General features: G+C 63.4%; 21 protein-coding genes and 1 pseudogene. 10 read left to right on the top strand and 12 right to left on the bottom strand.

Annotated features, from left to right (window positions below; all coding sequences use genetic code 11):
• Positions 1-72 precede the first annotated feature (72 nt).
• Positions 73-1,056 (bottom strand): class II fructose-bisphosphatase, encoded by a 984-nt coding sequence (gene glpX, locus MU848_RS01265; RefSeq protein ID WP_201515654.1) that lies wholly within the window; start codon positions 1,054-1,056, stop codon positions 73-75.
• 152 nt (positions 1,057-1,208) lie between these two features.
• Between glpX and MU848_RS01260 the strand changes: the two genes are divergently transcribed.
• Complete coding sequence (locus MU848_RS01260) at positions 1,209-1,523, top strand: hypothetical protein (RefSeq protein WP_141397853.1); 315 nt, start codon at positions 1,209-1,211, stop codon at positions 1,521-1,523.
• A 12-nt stretch (positions 1,524-1,535) separates the two neighbouring features.
• Here the strand turns inward: MU848_RS01260 and MU848_RS01255 are convergent, their stop codons facing one another.
• On the bottom strand, positions 1,536-2,840 hold the full coding sequence (locus tag MU848_RS01255; protein ID WP_247229706.1) for a homoserine dehydrogenase: 1,305 nt from the start codon (positions 2,838-2,840) through the stop codon (positions 1,536-1,538).
• 97 nt (positions 2,841-2,937) lie between these two features.
• On the bottom strand, positions 2,938-3,795 hold the full coding sequence (locus tag MU848_RS01250) for a hypothetical protein (RefSeq protein WP_247229704.1): 858 nt from the start codon (positions 3,793-3,795) through the stop codon (positions 2,938-2,940).
• A gap of 249 nt (positions 3,796-4,044) precedes the next feature.
• On the opposite strand from MU848_RS01250, the gene MU848_RS01245 reads away from it, so the two are divergent.
• From MU848_RS01245 to MU848_RS01225, 5 genes are all read left to right on the top strand, one after another.
• Positions 4,045-4,704, top strand: coding sequence for an energy transducer TonB (locus MU848_RS01245; protein WP_097092376.1), 660 nt, complete (start codon positions 4,045-4,047; stop codon positions 4,702-4,704).
• Between the two features lie 71 nt (positions 4,705-4,775).
• Complete coding sequence (locus MU848_RS01240) at positions 4,776-5,534, top strand: MotA/TolQ/ExbB proton channel family protein (RefSeq protein ID WP_176502232.1); 759 nt, start codon at positions 4,776-4,778, stop codon at positions 5,532-5,534.
• A 111-nt stretch (positions 5,535-5,645) separates the two neighbouring features.
• The gene (locus MU848_RS01235) at positions 5,646-6,134 is read left to right on the top strand and encodes an ExbD/TolR family protein (RefSeq protein WP_097092374.1); all 489 of its coding nucleotides are present in this window, start codon (positions 5,646-5,648) and stop codon (positions 6,132-6,134) included.
• Between the two features lie 19 nt (positions 6,135-6,153).
• On the top strand, positions 6,154-6,576 hold the full coding sequence (locus MU848_RS01230; RefSeq protein ID WP_097092373.1) for an ExbD/TolR family protein: 423 nt from the start codon (positions 6,154-6,156) through the stop codon (positions 6,574-6,576).
• Positions 6,577-6,768: 192 nt separating this feature from the next.
• The gene (locus MU848_RS01225) at positions 6,769-7,086 is read left to right on the top strand and encodes a PilZ domain-containing protein (protein WP_247229702.1); all 318 of its coding nucleotides are present in this window, start codon (positions 6,769-6,771) and stop codon (positions 7,084-7,086) included.
• Between the two features lie 24 nt (positions 7,087-7,110).
• Here the strand turns inward: MU848_RS01225 and MU848_RS01220 are convergent, their stop codons facing one another.
• The gene (locus MU848_RS01220) at positions 7,111-8,898 is read right to left on the bottom strand and encodes an ABC transporter transmembrane domain-containing protein (protein ID WP_247229700.1); all 1,788 of its coding nucleotides are present in this window, start codon (positions 8,896-8,898) and stop codon (positions 7,111-7,113) included.
• A 58-nt stretch (positions 8,899-8,956) separates the two neighbouring features.
• Entirely contained in the window at positions 8,957-10,243 is a 1,287-nt protein-coding gene (locus tag MU848_RS01215) for a class I SAM-dependent methyltransferase (protein ID WP_097092371.1), read from the bottom strand.
• 104 nt (positions 10,244-10,347) lie between these two features.
• Between MU848_RS01215 and dgcA the strand changes: the two genes are divergently transcribed.
• Positions 10,348-11,325, top strand: a complete 978-nt coding sequence (gene dgcA, locus MU848_RS01210) for an N-acetyl-D-Glu racemase DgcA (protein WP_247229698.1) — start codon at positions 10,348-10,350, stop codon at positions 11,323-11,325.
• Here dgcA and MU848_RS01205 read toward each other — a convergent pair.
• The 5 genes and pseudogenes from MU848_RS01205 to MU848_RS01185 form a co-directional block, all read right to left on the bottom strand.
• Positions 11,319-11,723: a hypothetical protein gene (locus MU848_RS01205; RefSeq protein WP_247229696.1), complete on the bottom strand. Its 405-nt coding sequence runs from the start codon at positions 11,721-11,723 to the stop codon at positions 11,319-11,321. The genes dgcA and MU848_RS01205 overlap by 7 nt on opposite strands.
• An 83-nt stretch (positions 11,724-11,806) precedes the next feature.
• Positions 11,807-12,979 (bottom strand): mechanosensitive ion channel family protein, encoded by a 1,173-nt coding sequence (locus tag MU848_RS01200; protein WP_201515645.1) that lies wholly within the window; start codon positions 12,977-12,979, stop codon positions 11,807-11,809.
• 26 nt (positions 12,980-13,005) lie between these two features.
• A pseudogene (locus MU848_RS01195) lies at positions 13,006-13,119 on the bottom strand (DNA topoisomerase IB); the annotation flags it as partial.
• Positions 13,120-13,192: 73 nt separating this feature from the next.
• Positions 13,193-13,903, bottom strand: a complete 711-nt coding sequence (locus MU848_RS01190) for a hypothetical protein (RefSeq protein WP_247229694.1) — start codon at positions 13,901-13,903, stop codon at positions 13,193-13,195.
• Positions 13,903-15,270: a putative O-glycosylation ligase, exosortase A system-associated gene (locus MU848_RS01185; protein ID WP_247229692.1), complete on the bottom strand. Its 1,368-nt coding sequence runs from the start codon at positions 15,268-15,270 to the stop codon at positions 13,903-13,905. Before MU848_RS01185 ends, MU848_RS01190 begins: the two co-directional genes overlap by 1 nt.
• Before the next feature lie 200 nt (positions 15,271-15,470).
• Between MU848_RS01185 and MU848_RS01180 the strand changes: the two genes are divergently transcribed.
• Positions 15,471-16,700 carry a TIGR04063 family PEP-CTERM/XrtA system glycosyltransferase gene (locus MU848_RS01180; protein WP_247229690.1) on the top strand — a complete coding sequence of 410 codons (1,230 nt, stop codon included), beginning with the start codon at positions 15,471-15,473 and terminating at the stop codon, positions 16,698-16,700.
• Complete coding sequence (locus MU848_RS01175; RefSeq protein ID WP_315862402.1) at positions 16,697-17,551, top strand: hypothetical protein; 855 nt, start codon at positions 16,697-16,699, stop codon at positions 17,549-17,551. Before MU848_RS01180 ends, MU848_RS01175 begins: the two co-directional genes overlap by 4 nt.
• 10 nt (positions 17,552-17,561) lie before the next feature.
• Here the strand turns inward: MU848_RS01175 and MU848_RS01170 are convergent, their stop codons facing one another.
• On the bottom strand, positions 17,562-17,930 hold the full coding sequence (locus MU848_RS01170; RefSeq protein WP_247229688.1) for a hypothetical protein: 369 nt from the start codon (positions 17,928-17,930) through the stop codon (positions 17,562-17,564).
• Positions 17,927-18,112 carry a hypothetical protein gene (locus MU848_RS01165; protein WP_247229686.1) on the bottom strand — a complete coding sequence of 62 codons (186 nt, stop codon included), beginning with the start codon at positions 18,110-18,112 and terminating at the stop codon, positions 17,927-17,929. The genes MU848_RS01170 and MU848_RS01165 overlap by 4 nt, the downstream gene beginning before the upstream one ends.
• A gap of 115 nt (positions 18,113-18,227) precedes the next feature.
• Here MU848_RS01165 and MU848_RS01160 point away from each other — a divergent pair, with 115 nt between their 5' ends.
• Entirely contained in the window at positions 18,228-18,902 is a 675-nt protein-coding gene (locus MU848_RS01160; RefSeq protein ID WP_247229684.1) for a S24 family peptidase, read from the top strand.
• Positions 18,903-19,060 lie beyond the last annotated feature (158 nt).

Here is a 19,060-nt window from a genome sequence, read left to right as displayed (position 1 = left end):
AACAGGCCTGATCGACCGGCAAAAAAAAGGGGACGATCCGCCCCCTTTTTTCCATTCACTCATGCATTCCGCTCAGAAATGCTTGCGATCCACATGATGCTCACCCTTCACCCAGCGGACGGTGCCCGTGCTCGCGCGCATGACGACGCTGTCCGTGGTCAGCTTGCCGCCCGGCAACCGCTTCACACCTGCCAGCAGTGATCCATCGGTCACACCGGTCGCTGCGAAAATACAGTCGCCTTTCGCCAGTTCCTTCAGGTCATAGACCTTGTCGAGATCGGTGATGCCCCATTTGAACGCCCGCGCGCGCTCGTCATCGTTCCGGAACAGGAGCTTGCCCTTGAACTGCCCACCAACGCAGCGAAGCGCGGCGCAGGCCAGCACGCCCTCGGGCGCACCGCCCGATCCCATGTAGATGTCGATGTTGGTTTCAGGGTTGGTGGTCGCGATCACACCGGCCACGTCGCCGTCCGGGATCAACATGATGCCGCACCCGATCGCGCGCAGTTCCCCGATCAGCTTCTCGTGGCGGGGCCGGTCAAGAACGCAGACGATGATCTCGTGGGGATCGACGCCCTTGGCCTTCGCCACGGCCTCGACATTTTCCTTCACCGACTTGTTGAGGTCGATGATGCCGTCGGGATAGCCGGGGCCTACCGCCAGCTTTTCCATGTAAACGTCGGGCGCGTTCAGCAGGCCCCCTTCTTCCGAGATGGCAAGCACCGCAAGGGCATTGGGCCCGGCCTTCGCCGTGATTGTGGTTCCTTCCAGCGGGTCGAGGGCGATGTCGATCTTCGGGCCGGAGCCGATCGCGTTGCCGACCTTCTCGCCGATGTAGAGCATCGGCGCTTCGTCGCGCTCGCCCTCGCCGATGACCACGGTGCCATCCATGTAGAGGTCGTTGAATGCCATGCGCATCGCTTCGACAGCGGCAGCATCAGCCGCCTTTTCATCGCCGCGTCCAATCAGCTTCGAGGCGGCGATGGCGGCCGCTTCGGTGACACGCACCATCTCAAGCACCAGGACACGATCGAGAACTGAGCTAGCCTGCACCATGATAATCCCTCTGCTGTCTCTTTGTGATCAGCGCGATAGGAGGTCCTCCTTGGCTTGTCGACCCATCCAGCGGACATGATCCCGCTTTTCGCGGCGCCAATGCAACGGAAGGTCGTCTGCGGCGTTGGGCGGGCTAATCAGGATAAAGGGTCGTGATGATGATCGCCGCGCTGCTTGCCGCCAGCTTTGTTCAACCTGCAATCATCACGGCGCAGCATAGGGTACATGGTTCAGCACCATGCCTGGCGTCTCCGCAACTCTGCGCTTCGGGATCATCCCCATCGGCGCGGCTCAAGGGCGATGCCATGGCTCCAGGGCCCGATAACAAGATGAGCGCCTACCGCTTTGACGCGCGCCCCTGCCGGATAATCGGCAACATGGGCTGCCCCAAACAAGCGCGGTTGCGGCTGTTCCGCTTGGGTGAACCTTTGCGCGATACGCTCATGCGCAGCTTCGGGCCGCGTTGACGCGCAGGCTCTTTAGTCGAGTATGTGCATGACCATCGGCGTTTGAAGCACGCTATCCGACCCTTGGAGCCGTTCCAGCGTGCTGCGGACGCACCGTTCTTCGCCCGCATGCGTGACGATCGCCATGAGCACGCTGTCGTCGTGGCTGGCGCCGCGCTGGATCATGCTCTCTATAGATACGCCTGCATCACGCGTTGCCGCCGCGATTTCGGCGAGCACGCCCGGCCGGTCCTGTACCTTGAACCGCAGATAGCTGCGGCCGATGCGGGCGCCTGCGTCTGCCGCGGGCTGCTGCGCCAGTGCAGCGACCGGCATGGCAAGCGCATCGCCATACTCATCGCGTGCCACGTCGATGAGGTCCGCCACCACTGCCGAAGCCGTCGGGCCGTCCCCTGCGCCCCGGCCCTGGAAGAAGAGGCGGCCGACGAAATTGCCTTCCGCGACAACGGCGTTGAGTGATCCGTCGACATGGGCGAGCGGATGGTCGAGTGGCACCAGCATGGGATGAACCCGCTGGAACAAACCCCCGGGACCATTTTCAGCCATGCCGACCAATCGGATACGATAGCCCAACGCCGCTGCTTCGGCGATGTCGGCGGCAATGACGTGGCGGATGCCCGTCACCGCTACATTGCCAAAGTCCAATTCAGTACCAAAGGCGAGGCTGGCAAGGATGGTCAGCTTGTGCGCGGCGTCGACGCCATCGATATCGAAGCTCGGGTCCGCTTCGGCATAACCCAGTTCCTGCGCTTCCTTCAGTACGTCGTCGAAGCTGCGGCCTTCCTTTTCCATCGTGGTCAGGATGTAGTTGCAGGTGCCGTTGAGAATGCCATAGACGCGGCTGATCTCGTTGGCTGCTGCCCCTTCGCGCAAGCCCTTGATGACCGGAATGCCGCCGGCGACGGCCGCTTCATATTTGAGCGCGATCCCGGCCTTTTCCGCCAGAGCCGCCAGATCCAGCCCATGATGGGCCAGCATGGCCTTGTTGGCGGTGACGAAGGGCTTGCCGGCAGCCAGGCACTGGCGAGCGAGGGTAAGCGCGGGGCCGTCGGCGCCGCCGATCAGTTCGACTACGACGTCGACATCTTCCCGGCCGGGCAGGGTGGTCATGTCGTCCACCCACTCATAGGGCGAGAGGTCCACCCCCCGATCCTTGTTGCGGTCACGGGCGGAAATGGCGACGATCTGGATTGGGCAACCTGCGCGGCGGGCAATCAGGTCCGCGTTCGTCTGCAACAGCCGGATCACGCCACCGCCCACCGTGCCGAGGCCGACAAGCGCGACGCGCAGCGGGGCATGGCGGTGCAGATTGGTCATGATGATGGCTGTCCTCAGGCTGATATGAAGCCGCGCTGATAGCCGCCAACGCGCTGCTGTCCAAGCAAAAGGACATGTAGCGCGCGTGGGACGGCCATCAACCGGCTGTTCTGGTGCGCCCGCAATTGCCTAGCGACTGGATGACGAAAGCATAGTCCGCGCGCGCCTGCTCTGCGTCGATCGGCGCGAGGGCCTTGACCGATGACATTGGCAATGTCGCTGGCAAGCTGCACGCAAGTCGATACCAGAGCAGGCTACCGGAAGCAGGAGGACGCGCTGCTTCATCGACGATTTCGCCAAGCGCGACTGCCCATCTGGGATCCTGCCCCGGGCGCCGGAGAATCGAGAGCGACACAGGGTCTCCAGTGGCCGTCCGCAGGAAAATCTGTGTCTCGCCTTCACCGGCGACGGTCCCGGCAACATGGAATGCGTCGCCGATGCCGAGGATCCTGGGCGGAGCCTTCGTGGCGACAAGTTCAGACAGGATAGCCTTCACCTGCTGAATGTCCGAAGGCGTTGCAAATATCAGGGCGTCGCGGGCCACAAGCTGAATTTCGCCCGGCCGGGCCGCGGGTCGGGCAAAGAGGATGACCTGCGCTTTCTTGAGCTTGGGGAGCTTTCCGCGCGCGGTGAGGGTGGCGTCATAAAGGTAACGAACGCGCGGGCTGATTCCCCCTTCACCGCGAATCAGTGACTGAATTTCGGCTTCGACATAGACTCGTTTTTGACCGGTAGGGACATTTTGAGCGGCTTTTTCGGGTAGTGCAATTATGCTTCGGATGCGTGCCACCGCCACCAGCGGCGCAGCGTCGGCCAAGTCCGCAAGATCAGCGTAGGACAGAGTGGCGGATTCGGTCGGCTGGCTCGTTTGAGCCGCCGAAACCAACGGAGATGCGGCCAAAATGAGGCATGCTGCAGCAGCGGTCTTGAAGGTCATGGAGGATTTTCTTTTCATGTTCGTCCTGCCTAAAGTCATCCGTGACAATGTTGTCACAGGCAAGTCATTCTGTTTTAAAATGCTCATCGGAAATCAACCTATCGATAAAGCGTTTGCGTGCCACGATGCGCCGCGATAGGAGTTTCGACGGTAGCAAATGCGCGGATGGGGGCCAAAGGTGGCCAGGGACGACCTGGTCAACTGGGGCCGCTTTTGGCTTGTTTGCTTATAACAATGGTAAGTTGAGTTAAGGAGTGTCGTTGCCGAATGGCCTATGCTGACCACTCGCAAGGATCGAGTCGCACGATCTCGATTATCATCGTCGCCCTGATTCACGCTGTTCTGGGTTATGCCTTTGTTACCGGCCTTGGCATGAAATATGTCAAAAAGGCGGCGGAACAGCTGAACGTGATCGACGTGAAGGAGGAACCGCCGCCACCAGACGAGGAGCCGCCGCCGCCGCCGCCAGACCAGCCGGTCGAACCGCCGCCGGTCGTCGCGCCCCCGCCGATTGTTCAGACGCCGGCTCCTGCGCCGCCCATCCAGACGGTGCGTACGCCCCCGCCGGTATTCAACCCGGTGCCGGTTGCCGCTCCGCCGCCGCCTGCTCCGCCGCCGCCCCCAGCCGTTCCGGCTTCGCGCGCTACGCCGCGCAGCTCGCCGGGCAGCTGGCTCAGCGACGCCGACTATCCGAGCCGCGCACAGCGCGAAGAACGTTCGGGTACGGCTGGTTTCCGGCTTGAGATTGGACCTGACGGTCGTGTCACGAGCTGCACCATCACCTCTTCTACGGGTCATCCCGACCTTGACGAGGCGACGTGCCGTCTCCTGCCGCGCCGTGCGAAGTTCAAGCCCGCTACGGCAGCCGGAGGCGGACCCATGTCCGACACCTACAATGGTCGCATCACCTGGCGACTGCCTGAATAATTGTAACGGGAAGGCTGGCGCTGCTGCCGCCTTCCCCTTTTATTGATCCTTTTGAGAGGGAAGTCTTGAAAATGTTGATGTATCTCGCAGCAGCTGCGGCGCCCAAGCCGGAAAATCCCTACGGCCTCATGGAAGCCCTGGAGCAGGGCGGCACCATCGCATGGACCGTGTTCATCATCCTGGTCGCCATGTCTGTCGGCACCTTCTACATCCTGTTCACCAAGCTGATCGAACAGCAGAAGGTTCTCAATCAGGGCAAGAAGGTTCGCGCAACCTTCTGGCGCGCCGCGACCCTGAAGGAAGGTTCGGCCAAGCTCGAAAAGAACTCGGCCTACAAGCAGATCGTCGACGACGGCATCAAGGCTCAGGAAGAACACACCAAGCTGACCGACCCGGTCGAAGCTCATGACTGGCTGCACGGTTCGCTCGCCCGTTCGGAAGCGTCGATCAACTCGAAGCTCGGCGGCGGCCTGGCGTTCCTCGCGACCGTCGGTGCGACCTCGCCGTTCATCGGTCTGTTCGGTACGGTTATCGGCATCTACCGCGCGCTCATCAAGATCGGTGCTGCCGGTCAGGCATCGATCGACGCCGTCGCCGGCCCGGTCGGCGAAGCTCTGATCATGACCGCGCTGGGTCTGGCCGTGGCCGTTCCTGCGGTGCTTGCCTACAACTTCCTGCAGCGCCGCAACAAGTCGATCGCCGAACAGCTGAATGGCTTCACCGTCGATCTGCTGGCTCACCTGGTGTCGAACGGCGCCGTCAAGCCTTCGTTCGCGACTGCCCCGGCTGCACCTGCTGCCAAGCCGGCTGCTGCTCCGACCAAGGCCTGATTGGGTCAAGGAGCCGGTGCGGGATAGTGGACGGCTGCGACTGCTGCTCCCCACCGGCCATGGGCCCCGAATGATGGGGCACCATCGACACGCATGTTAGGAAATTAATCAATGGCAATGAGTGTTGGCTCCGACGGCGGTGATGAAAAGCCGATGTCCGACATCAACACGACGCCGCTCGTCGACGTCATGCTGGTGTTGCTCATCATCTTCCTCATCGCGGTCCCGGTCGTCGTCCAGACGGTTCAGCTGCAGCTCCCCAAGGTCGCGTTCGAGCCGACGACGACGAAGCCGGAGAATGTTTCGCTGTCGATCACGCAAGCCGGAGACGGCAGCTGCGCGGTTTACTGGAACCTGACCAAGGTGTCTTCGGACGAGTTGCTCGACCGCGCGGTCGCGAAGCTCGAAGCGGACATCAAGAAGGCGGGCGGCGTTGAAAACCTGACGCCGGAGGATCTGCCTGAAGTGCATATCCGCGGCGACATCAATACGCCCTACCGGTGCATCGGCGGCACCATCTACACGATGCAGCGCGCCGGTTTCCCGAAGGTCGGCTTCATCTCCGAACCCGAACCGGGTTCGCAGACGCAGCGGCTCTAAGTTTTAGGAGTATCGCCCCATGGCAATGAGTGCCGGAAAAGATGATGGCGAGCCGATGATGGAGATGAACACGACGCCGTTGATCGACGTCATGCTCGTTCTCCTCATCATGTTCATCATCACGATCCCGATCCAGACCCACGCGGTCAAGATCGACCTGCCGCAAAACGCGCCGCCGACCGACAGCGTTATCGACCCTGTCAAGAACAAGGTCGCGATCGATGCCGGTGGTATCATCACCTGGAATGGTTCGGCCATCGACCTGCTGACCCTGCGTCAGTATTTGCAGCAGTCGCTGCGCTTGCCGGTCGAACCCGAATTGCAGTTCCAGCCCAACGCGGCCACCCGTTATGTGGTCGTTGATGAGGTGCTTGCGGAGATCAAGCGCGCTGGCGTCACGAAGCTGGGCTTCGTCGGCAACGAACAATATGGAAATTTCTAAAGGCTGGCTACGCCGCCGCCGTCTGGCCGGGAATGTTCGACTTCCCGTTTCCGGGCGCGGGCTGGGGTGACGCAATCAGCTTTTGGCAATTGATCAAGGGTCGCTTCGGCGGCCCTTCTTTTTTTGCCCGCTCATCTTCAAGACTTCTTAACTGCAATCAGCGACAATGCGCCGCGAGGGACGCATCTGACCATGGGCGCAGAAATTCAAATTGAGCCGAGCGCAAACCGCAGCCGCCTATCGGAGCGGCGCTATGTCCACGTGCCGGTAAAGGTGAGGCGGCCGGGTGAAACCTGGTTCAAGAGCCGCGTCGCTGATCTCTCCGTCAGCGGTTTCCGGTTACAGAGCTTCATGAAGCTTGCTGCGGGCGATTGCCTCTGGGTCATGTTGCCGGGTTTCGAAGGGCGCCGTGCCCATGTCCTCTGGACGCGGGGCCACGAAGCGGGTTGCCAGTTCGAACGGCCGCTCCACCCCGCCATCCTCGATCACATCGTGCGGATCAGCGACTAGTCGAGCGGCGAGTGGTGGAAGCCTTCAGGCCGGCGCTACATCTTGAAACTGAAGGCTCGCCAGCCGCGCGTACAAGCCCTTTTCCGCCATGAGTGCGGCATGATTGCCCTGCTCGACGACCCGGCCTCCATCAAGCACGATGATACGATCCGCAGCACGCACCGTCGCCAAACGATGGGCGATGACGATCGTCGTCCGGCCCAGCATCAAACGCGACAAGGCGTCCTGCACCAGCTGCTCCGACTCCGCGTCCAGAGCTGATGTCGCCTCGTCCAGCAACAGGATAGGCGCATCCCTCAGCAGAGCGCGAGCGATCGAAAGCCGCTGCCTTTGACCTCCGGACAGACGAGCGCCCCCTTCGCCCAAAAATGTATCAAGCCCTTGCGGCAGCCCGCGCAGAAAAGTCTCGGCATTCGCGGCGCGCGCCGCGTTCCAGATCTCGTCGTCCGACGCATCCCACCGGCCAAAGCGGATATTGTCCCTGGCGGAGGCAGCGAAGATCACGCTGTCCTGTGGCACCATCGCCATCATGTCGCGAACGGCTGCCGGATCTGCTTCGGGCAGGCGAATGCCGTTCAACCGGATTTCGCCCGCATCAGGATCATAGAAGCGAAGGGCCAGTTGGATCAGCGTCGATTTGCCAGCCCCTGACGGTCCGACGATCGCAACCGTCTCACCCGCCGCGATGTCGATCGATATGCCGTGCAGGGCCGCCTCGTCAGGCCGGGTCGGGTAGCTGAAATGCACATCATCGAATTGGAGGTTGGCGCCCGTTGGAAGCTGCGGGATTCGCCGGGGTGACGTGGGCGCGACAATGTCGGGCTTCGCCGTCATCAACTCATGCAGGCGGCTTGCAGCGCCCGCGCCTCGCAGCAGGTCGCCCCATGTTTCGGAAAGCGCCCCGAATGCGCCCGCGACGAGGCCGCCTGTCAAAACAAAGGCTGCAATGCTGCCTCCTGACAGTCGGCCCGCAGCGACGTCCAGCGCGCCCTGCCACATCACCGCAGTGATCGACCCAAAGACCAGCGCGATGACCACGGCGGTCATGGCGGCGCGGAGGAGGATGCGGCGACGGGCCGTCGCAAACCCGGCTTCTACGGTTGCGTCGAAGCGCGCGGATTCGCGCGATTCCTGCCCGAATGCCTGAACGATCTTCATGGCTCCTAGCACTTCGGCGGTGACGCTGCCAACGGCGGCCAGCCTGTCCTGGCTTGCGCGGGAGAGCAGGCGGACGCGGCGGCCGAGGCTGATCATCACGACGAGGATGATGGGTATGCCGAGCACCAGGAGCCCCGCCAGCTTGGGCGCCAGCGCGAACAGGTAGATGAGGCCGCCGATCCCCGTTACCAGATTGCGCAAGGCGACGGACACGGTGGAGCCGACGATCTGGTCGATGATGGCGGTGTCGGCCGTCATGCGCGACGCGATCTCCGACGGGCGGTTCTCTTCGAAAAAGCGCGGTTCCAGGCGCAGGAGATTGGCCTGGGTTGCCGACCGGATGTCGGCGACCACACGCTCGCCAAGCCAGGACACGAAGTAGAAGCGCGCCGCCGTGGCAAGGGCCAGGATCAGCACGATCAACAGCAGATATTGAAACCACCGGCTGATGTCGCCACCACCCATGAAGCCGCGGTCGATGACCAGGCGGAAGCCGCTGGGAATGGCGAGCGTGGCGGCGGAAGAAACGATGAGCGCGGCGAGCGCGGCTGCGATCCGTCCGGGATAATGCGAGGCAAAGCGCCATAGCATGGCGAGGCTGCCAAGGGACGAACGCGCGCCGCCGCGCGACATGGATTGTTCCGCATCTTGCATGCGCGCGCGCTTAGCAGCCCGGGGCGCAAGCCTCAACGAGGATCAGTAGAGCGGGGGCTCAGCTGGCGGGCGTGATCTCCGCCGCCAGCGTCATGATGCGGCGGGCAGCGGTGCGGCCGGTAAGGGCGTAGGCCATGTCGCCCGCTTCCCAATAAGCGATGATGTCGGTCGCGCGCCGGGCGATCAGCGGCCGCGCTTCGGCAGGGGTTTCCGCCTTGTCCGCGAAGAAAGAGAGCTGTTCGCCCGCCGGTGTCACGAGAGATATGGCAATGGCCGGACTGTCCGGTGTCGGGAAAAGCTGAACGTCAGTGACGCGCCAGCTGCGCGGGAAAGAGGGTAGGATGATGCCGGTCGAACGGCGTATCTCCTCGCTGTTGAGGGTCGCGCTCTCCACCTGGGACGCCATGTTCTGGCGCAACAGGCCGGCACGGTGGGACGCGGCGGCTTCGTCAAGGAAGGGACTCGCCTGAGCCGCCTGCGGAAATTCGCCCAGCGCGCCCCTCGCGATCCAGCCAGTCGCCAGCAGGGCGGCGATCGCGGCGGTCCGGCGTAGATGTTGCCAGCCGCGTCCGCTTTCATTGTCGTTGGCGACAGGAATCGACATGTCTCGCCTGCGGCCCACCAGCGTCCCTTTGGTGCCGTCATGCATCAGGCGGAAATCGATGTGTGGCCAGCGCTGGCGCCAGCGTTGCGCCACGATCCGTTCGCCGGGCCGGGCCGCATCATCCAGCAGGACAACGGCGTTGGGCGACAGCCGTGCAAACAGGCTGTCCGCTGCGCCCCGCACCAGCGGGTGAACGGACCATGGCGGCCCGTCGATGATCAGAAGGTCGATGCGCTCGGGCAGATCGTCCAGCGCATACCAGCGCCCCGGCCAATCGCTGCTTTCCGATGCCAGCGGCGCGTGGCGCAGATCGGCGTGGAGGCCATGGTCGGAAAGCCAGGTCCGGGTTGCGTCAACAAAGCCGCCATGCTGGTCAAAGCTGGTCAGGCGGCCGCCGCCATGCATCGCCAAAGCCTTTGCCGCGATCAAGGTGGACGCCCCTGCGCCCAGCTCCACCACCTGGGCGGGCCGCAGACGCGCTATTTCCCGGACGATATGCCGCAGGAAACCGACATCCGCTTTCCAGCTGCCGAGATGCGGGAGCGCGTCGTGCGGCAGCTTGAGCTCATCCAGCAGAGCGCGTTTGTCAGCCTTCCGGCCGCCCGAAAGGCTGGCGAGCAGCCAGGGCCAGCTGATGGCGCCGAAGCCGATGCGCCAGGCAAGGTCCGACATGCGGCTTTGCGCTGCCCCGGCTTCCTGCTCGGCCAAAGAAAGAAAACCAGTCAACTCACGGGAGGTCACGATGCACCCATCCTCATATTAGAATTCGGCGGGACTATGCGGCGCTGCGCGATTTTCGCATAGAGCCTTGTGTCCGCCCTTGTTCCGCCGCTCAGGAAACGCCGATGAACCGCATAATTTCCGCTACCGTCGAACGCTGGCCAGTCGCTGGCGCCTTCATCATCAGCCGGGGCGCGAAGACTTCGGTCGATGTCGTCGTCTGTACCGTCGGCAACGGAGCGCATGTGGGCCGGGGCGAGGGCACGCCCATCTATTATGAAGGCGAGACAGCCGAGGCCTGCGCCGCTGCCATCAACGCCTATCAGGGGCCTCTCGACCGTGAGGCACTGCTGGGGACGATGCCCCGAGGTGCTGCCCGCAACGCGTTGGATTGCGCGCTTTGGGATCTGGAAGCGAAGCAGGCAGGCGTGCCAGTGTGGCAGTTGGCGGGCGTGCAGCCGCCGACGCCGCTGCCAACGGCTTTCACCATCAGCCTGAACGACCCGGTCCAAATGGAACAGGATGCACGTGCTGCCGCGGGCAGGGGCTTTGCCCTGCTGAAGTGCAAGCTGACCGGAGAGGGCGACCGGGAACGGATCGCAGCGGTTCGTGCCGGTGCACCGGGCGCACGCCTGATCGTCGACGCGAATGAAAGCTGGCACGACCTCGATATCGCGGCTGAAGCGGAAGCGCTTGCGGCGCTTGGCGTCGAAATGGTGGAGCAGCCGGTTTTTCACGGGCGTGAGGACAGGCTGGCGGGCGTCAAGTCCCCATTGCCCCTTTGCGCCGATGAAAGCTGCCATACGCGCGCCGACCTGGATCGCCTGGGGGACTTCGATGCGGTCAATATCAAGCTGGACAAGGCGGGGGGCCTGACGGAAGCGCTGGCGCTCGCCCGCGCCGCAAGGGAGCGGGGGTTCCGCATCATGGTCGGCTGCATGCTCGGCACATCGCTCGGCATCGCTCCCGCAGCGCTGGTGGCGCAGGGCGCGGACTGGATAGACCTGGACGGAGCGCTGCTGCTGGCCAAGGACCGGGAGGGCGGCTTGTCCTTGCAGAACGGCCTGCTGCAACCCGGAAGCCTTTGGGGCATGGGTCAGTAGCCGAGCGTCAGGCCAGCGGTATAATATTTGGGACCGACATTGCCTTTCACGCGCAGCTTGGGAAGGATCGGCATTGCGATGGTAGCATAGGGCCTGGCCTTGTCGCTGCTGAAGCGGACGCCAGCGCCCACCGTTGCAAAGGCGGGCAGGGCGTATGTCGCTTCGACCCGGCCATAAAGCTTCGCCGCGCCGTCGCGCAGATAGACGCCCGCGCCGGGTGTCAGGCTGAACCCGGCCACGTCCAGTGCATAGCCTGCGCCGATTTCAGTGCCCCAATGTCCGTTTGCCCGGCCGTAATTGGCTTCGGCTCCAAGCCCTTCGGCATGGACGGCGGGAGCGGTGGCGAAGGATGCCGCCAAAGCGGCGGCGGCGAGTGTAGCGCGTGAAATCATCTTCATGTCCCCGATCGGATTTGCCGCTGCCTGACCCGCTGGCAGGGAGGAGGCAAGCGAGGGGAAGGTGAAGCGAATCGAAAACCGGTTCAGGTGAGCCGCGCGGTCCCTTCATGGTCGATATGCAGAGGATCGGGATAGGGCATGATCGTGCGTCCGTCCGGCGCGGCGGTGAAGCTTGTCTGGGTGGGATAGGCAAATTCGATGCCTTCCGCCTTGAACCGCTTCCAGATCGCCAGGCCGATGCGATGGCGCGACTGGAAATAATCATGCTGGTCAGGGTAGGGCACGTCGAAATTCAGCTCATAATCGAGCGAACTCGCGCCGAAACGCACCAGGCCCGCGTTGACGAAGTTCATCCCTTCGGCCGTCACGATTTCCTCAAGCAGGGCCGGGATGGCATCGGCCTTCTCATCGGGCGTCTGATAGATGATGCCGAGGGAAAAGGTCACCCGGCGCTGCTCCAGCGTTTGAAGGCTGGTGATCTCCTTCTGCAGGAGGTTGGCGTTGGAAATGACCTTCTTCTCGCCCGTCATCGCGCGAAGGCGGGTGCTTTTGAGGCCGATGCGTTCGACCCGCGCGGTCGTCTGGTCATAGGTGATCACTTCGCCCCGGCGGAAGGGCTTGTCGAAGATGATCGACAGCGCGGCGAACAGGTCGGAAAATATGCCCTGCGCCGCAAGGCCGATCGCGATGCCGCCGATACCGAGGCCAGCCACCAACCCGGTGACGTTCACCCCTAGATTGTCGAGCACGACCACCGCGGCGATGGCGAACAGGCCAAAAGTTACCAGGACGCGGATGAGCCCCATCGCGTTGGCAAGGGTTTCGCCATGGGCGTCTTCACCGACCGTCTTGCGTTCGACGAGGCCCAGGATGATCTCGCGCGCCCAGATCGCCGCCTGGAAAACCGCAGCGATGGTGAAGAGGAAGCCTACCGTCTTCATCACCATCAGCGGAGGATTGGCATAGCTCACCACCAAGCGGGCAGCGACGAGGGCCATGAAGAAATGGGTGGTCCGGGCGATAGCGCGGCCAACGACGTTGGAGACGGCCAGGGTGCTGCCCGGCTTGCCACGGAAGCGCTTGCCGAATCCGCGCAATGCGGCGAGGCCGAGATAGATGGCTATGCCGATCCCGACGGCAATCACTATCTGCAACGAGTGAACCGCGAACCAGTTCGCCGTGGCATGCCACATTTCCGAAAGGTTGGGAGGGCGAACGGTGATTTCGGTGAATGCAGGCTCTTTCTTCGCGGCCATGGGGATCCCTGAAAATTGAAGAGCGGTCAGGCCGCCAAAGGAAGAGAGGGGCTGGCCCCGCGCTCTTCCAGAGAGGCGATCAAACCGCGTTCGTAACGGGTCAGATAGCGCGTACTGCGCGGCAAGCGAAGCCCCGCCCGTGGACGAGGCTTTGCAGCATGGGCTCCTTCTCAAGAGCCTCTAACCCGCCTTCCCGCTTTTGCGTTCCCGGCTTTATCCCATGTGGGTCAGGAACGGCCACCGAAACGTGCCGCTGCTGCGCAGCCGCCAATGGTCCGGATGACGGCGAATGACGGACAGATGGGCGAGCGTAAGGGTCGTCGCCAACAGGGCGGCGGGCATGGCGATCATCGTGGCGCCGGGAATAAGGAGGGCTGCGCCGAAGCATCCGGCAGCTGCCGCTGCCGTGAGCAGGGTAGCTTGCGCTTCGCCATCCGGTCCGCGCATCCAGAATACGCAGCCGCTCACGCCTAGCGCGAACGCCATGGCGAGCCGGGCGGGCTGGCCCTGTCCGGCAAGCCCGCAGCCGATGATCAGCAGAATTATGAGCAGCGCGATTCCCGGGCGCGGCAGTCGGCCAAGCAGATAGGCACCGGCAGGATAGAGCATCAGCTCTGCCATCAGCACCGCCGCCAGGATCGATCCGGCCAGGGTCGCCTGCTCGGGACCCGCGATAACCGCCACGACCGCCGTCGCCGCCCATGGGACGAGGCGCCCGGGCGCCATGCGTATGTGGCTGACCCAGCCCCGCAGTCCAGCGCGCGTATCCCATCGCCGGTCCGCCAGGCGCAGCTGGAACGCCGCGATGATGAACAATGCCTCAACGCCCCAGGGCAGGAATGCCTCGCCTATCATGGGCGACGCTAAGACAAGGCCCAGCAGCAAGCCGTGCGCCATGCCCAGAATGCGGAGTTCTCCGCTCATCATACTCCCCCTGTGACCGGCTTCAGCGGCCGCAACGCCATGGCCGGGCTCCGCACCGTCTCCCGCTGCTTGCGCGCGAGATAGGTGTCGAGGCCGATTTGCAGCGATAGCATCATGAAGATGAAGGGTTGGTAAGCGATGCCGACGAACAGCGATCCGATCATGTAGATGACATGCCCCTGCTGAAGCGCCAGCGCGAAAGGCGCGACCCACGCCTCGCTGGGGCCGTCGCGGCCGCGATAGCGCCGCCGGATCGCTTCGGTCCGGATGAAGCAGATCAGATGTATGAGTAGCCAGAGCGCGAAGCCGAAATAGCCTTGCTCGCCGAGCATTTCGAAATAAGCGCTGTGATAGGCGCGGCCCTTGTCGGTGACGAGCCGCCGCTCGACTCGCGATCCCCCACTGTCGATCACCCGTTCCTGCGTGAAATAGGTAAAGCTGTTCTGCAGGTAATTGTCGAAGCCGCCGCCGCCGGGATGCTCCTTCACATAGTCCAGCGTCCACTTCCACACGGCAAGGCGCGTGGACGCGCTCTCATCGCTCTGATGATTTTCGATGGTGGACATGCGTTGGGTGAAGCTGGCGGGCAGGAAGGGGATGGCGGCCAGCGCTGCCACGGCCATGAGCGGGCCGTAGATAAAGCGCCGCTTCGACCGCATCAGCATCATGCCAGCGAGGATGACGATGCAGACGAGGCCCGTGCGGGCTTCCGTCCCGATCGGCATCAGCAGACAGGCAAAGCATAGCGCATAGGCAAAGCCGCGCACCCGCCAATCGGGGGGAAAGATAGTGCCATGCTTCGCCAGCCACAGGATGAGCGGAATGAGCGAGATGGCAACGCAGCTGATGATGCTGCCTTCATAAAGGCCGCTGTTGTTGTCGACCATCAGGTTGAGCACGCCATAGCCGCCGCCCGACAGGGCCGTCTTCATGCCGCCATTGATGATGATCGTGCTTGCGCACAGCACCATGAAGAGCGCCAGTGCCTCAAGCCGCAGTCGGGTGCGGAGCGTGAGCGGCAGGAAGATGGCGAAGATCATCGCCTTCCACACCCATTCCCATTTCGTGTGGGCGTTGAGCGGGAAGTCGGCCGTCGCGGTCGTGTAGCCGCACCAGGCCAGCAAGATCAGCAACAGGAGCTGGCGCATGGAGAAGCGGCAGTCCGTTTTCTTGTCCACCAGCAGCCAGGCACCGACCGCCAGCGCAAAGGCGATGGCGGAAATCGGGATTCGGTTAAGCAGGAAATAGGACAGCCGCTGCGGCGAGACGATGTCGATATAGGCATAGACGGCGACCAGCAGGAATGGACGCCGCAACCCCAGCAGGAAGAAGGCGCCAAGAAAAGCGAGGAAGAACAGGTCACGCATCGGGCGATTGCTCCGCCTGCGATTCGTCATCCAGGTCCGGGCGCGAAAGCAGCCGCCAGGCCGCCAGCATGATCACGCCATGGCTGACCAGCAGGGAAAGGGCGTCAATCATCGCGCTAAGGGTTCTTCCATGGCCACGACCTTTCCCTAGCGCGGCAGAGTTGACGGGCCGTTAAACCTTTTCCGGCACAAGAAGCGTCATGACTCGGATACTCCATGTGCTCGATCACAGCCTGCCGATGCACAGCGGCTACACCTTCCGGACGCGTGCGATCCTGCGGGCGCAAATGGCGCAGGGCTGGGACGTGCGGGGCATCACCGGATTGCGCCACGGCGCCAAGGGACCAGTGGAGGAGGTCGTCGATGGCCTCCATTTCCATCGCACGCCGGGCCATCCGGCAACGGGCAACCCCCTGCTGCGCGAATGGCGAGACATCGCCGCGCATGCGGACGCGATCGATTCGCTGATCGGCCATTGGCGGCCGGACGTCATCCACGCCCATTCCCCGGTCCTGAACGCCATGGCTGCCCAGCGCGCGGCCAAGCGGCACGACATTCCGATGATCTACGAGATTCGGGCCTTCTGGGAGGATGCAGCGGTCGGCAACGGCACCGGCACCGAGGGAAGCCCGCGCTATTGGCTGACCCGGCAACTCGAAACCCACGCGGTGCGCGCAGCCGATGCCGTAGCCGTCATTTGCGAGGGGCTGCGCGGCGATCTGGTGGCAAGGGGAATCGATCCCGCCAAGATCATCGTCTCGCCCAACGGCGTGGATATGGAGCAGTTCGGGACGCCCGTGCCTCGGGACCCGGCGATGACGACCCGGCTGGGGCTGGATGGCGCGGACGTCGTCGGCTTCATCGGCAGCTTCTATGATTATGAAGGGCTGGACGACCTGATCGCCGCCATGCCCCGGCTTGTCCGCGCCCGGCCCAGGGTGAAGCTGCTGCTCGTCGGTGGAGGCCCCTGTGAACAGGCGCTGAGGGATCAGGCGACAGCTTCGCCCTTTGCCGACCATATCGTCTTCGTCGGACGCGTGCCGCATGACGAAGTCGAGGATTATTATGCGCAGGTCGATGTGCTCGCTTATCCGCGCAAGGCGATGCGGCTCACCGATCTTGTGACTCCCCTCAAGCCGCTGGAGGCGATGGCGCAGGGGCGCCTGGTGGCGGCTTCCAATGTGGGCGGCCATCGCGAACTGATCGAGCATGGGGTGACCGGCACGTTGTTCACGCCTGGTGATCCGGCCGCGATCGCGTCTGCATTGGCGGAAATGTTTGCCGATCGGGGCTTCTGGGATGATCGCCGTGCAACGGCGCGCGCCTTTGTCGAGCGGGAACGTAACTGGTCGTCAAATATTCTGCGCTATCAGCCGGTTTATGAGCGATTGCTGGCGCAGCGGCCCGCCCATGTCCGTGCCGCCGCATGAGTGGGAGCTTGATCGTAGGACGATCTCATCGGGCGATGACCCCGGCCATATTGGCGGGGATCGCGGTGGGCATGATCCTGCTGACAATGCCGGCCGGGCTGGTCGAAACGGTCGTGGCGTCCAGCGGCCTCAGCGAGGCCATGCCCGCTGCCGCGCCGCCATTGGGGTTGAAGGCACGCTTGCTGCTCGCCGGGTTCGGCGCGCTGATGGCGACAGGCGTTGCATGTTTGGGCGCTGCACCAGTGCCGATGAAAAAGGATCGACGCCGTCACAGCGTCACGGGAGTGAGTGATATGGGTTTTGCATTGCCGAAGCTGAACTGGCTGTCTCGCGGCCGGGCGACCGGAGCGTCCAGAATATCGCGCCCGCTGGCGCGCCGTGCTGACGCGCATCCCGACGCGCCTGCACGCACGCCGATCTTCGCCAGCCGCGACTTTGGCGGGCTGGAGATCTTCCCCCGGATCGCGCCCGCGCGCGGGGAGCAACCGGAAGTGCCTGAGGTCGAAGAGCAGGCGATCATCCAGCCGGGCCTATCCTCTTTTGAAGAAGCTGGCCAGGATAAGCCCACCTATGCCGAGTTCGAGGATATTGCTCCTCCTGCTCCGGTAGAAACCACTCGGACGGAGGCTCCCGTATCGGCGATGCCGTCCCTTACCGAGTTGACGGCCCGGTTCGAAAGGGGGCTCGCCGAACGCGTGCGGGGAAGCAGGACGGCTGTTGAGGGCGGGGTCATTGCGGACATGCCCGTCGAGCAGCGCGTCCCGGTGCGGGATCATGTCGAGGATGACGTCGACCAGGCGCTGCGGGCCGCGCTCGGCACATTAAGGGCCATGGCAGACCGCACGCGCTGACCCCCGCCGCTCACCAGTCTTCGATGGTGAGCGCGGAAAGCTCGATCCATTCCTGATCGGCGGCCGAACGGCCGCCGTCGATCTTGATGTCTGCAACGAAATGCCGGGTCAGGGTCCACTCGGCATCTTCCAGCCCCAAGGCAAAGCGTGCCCGCCTTTCCTTCGCGTCCGGCCCCGTCATCCGCAGGGCGATGACGTGCCGACGTCCCTGAAACAGGGCGCTGGCCCATGGACGGCTGGTCGCCCGCTCAATACTGGCGGGCTCGCCTGCGCGTTCGATGAGTTGCGCCAGCAGCCGTGGCAATGGGTCAGCGCTGCGGCGCATTCCTTCGTTTGCGACCGGATTCCGGCTCTGGCGGAGATGATCCATACTTGTCATTGGCCCACGCTCCTGCGATATGTGTTCATGAAATGTTCTATACGTCTCTTGATCCGTTCCCCCGGCTCCCGCCCTTGGCGCAGGTCGAATACCAAACGAGGATCGCGGACGCTCTCCCGGCCAAAGCGGGTCGCTGGAATGCCGTTGTCCCGCAGGAACTTCTCTACGGCGCGAATCAACATGCCTTTCAATCTCCCTCTGCAACACGATTCGCCCGCCGCGAATCTCTAGGATGTTTCCTATCTGTTCCTGTATTTCCTACTTGTCTAGGAAAAATCCTATCGATAGGATTCTGTCATGGCCGTTGATTTGGAAGATCCGCGCATAGTGCTGGAGCGGCTAATCGCCGAACGGGGGGAGAATTATTCTGACCTCTCCCGGCGGCTGAAGCGTAACCCCTCCTATATCCAGCAATTCATCAAGCGCGGGACGCCGCGCAAGCTGGATGAGGACGACCGCCGGATTCTCGCCCGCTATTTTGGCGTTTCCGAGGACGTGCTGGGCGGACCAGCGCGGCAGGAGTTCATGGTGGAACGGAAATCGCGGCCGCTGCCTGCCGTGGTGCCGGTGCCGCGCCTCTCCCTGGGCGCTTCGGCCGGGCCCGGGTCGCTTGACGAGGACGAGCGCGCGGCCGGCGTGATGGCTTTCGACGCGAAATGGTTGCGCCATCTGGGCGTGCGGCCACAGCGCGTTTCGATCATCCGGGTGGACGGCGAATCGATGGCGCCCACGCTCAATGATGGCGATGAGATCATGGTCGATCATGATGATGACGCGATGCGGTTGCGCGACGGCGTCTATGTGCTGCGGCTGGATGGCGTGCTGATGGTGAAGCGGATCGCGATGGGGCCGCGCCGGGGATTGTTCAGCGTGCTCAGCGACAATGTCCATTATCCCGATTGGGTGGATATCGATCCGGCGCTGGTGGCCATCGTCGGCAGGGTCGTCTGGACCGGACGGCGGCTGGTTTGAAGCGCGCCGCGTTTAATCGGACGCAGGTCGCGCGCTCTGGTTTTTGTAATCGCATCGTTTGAAGCGCAAAACCGGTCCCCACTTGTGCGCACGATGCTTGTCTTATGACATTGCGGTCCGTTTGGGCCATGCTGGATTGCCCGGGCCGGGGTGGCCAC

Origin of the sequence: Sphingobium agri (assembly GCF_023051225.1) — a bacterium.
In the GTDB taxonomy this organism is placed as follows: Bacteria; Pseudomonadota; Alphaproteobacteria; order Sphingomonadales; family Sphingomonadaceae; genus Sphingobium; species Sphingobium agri.
Note: the sequence above shows the minus strand (reverse complement) of the source record. Positions and strands in the feature narration are given on the sequence as shown.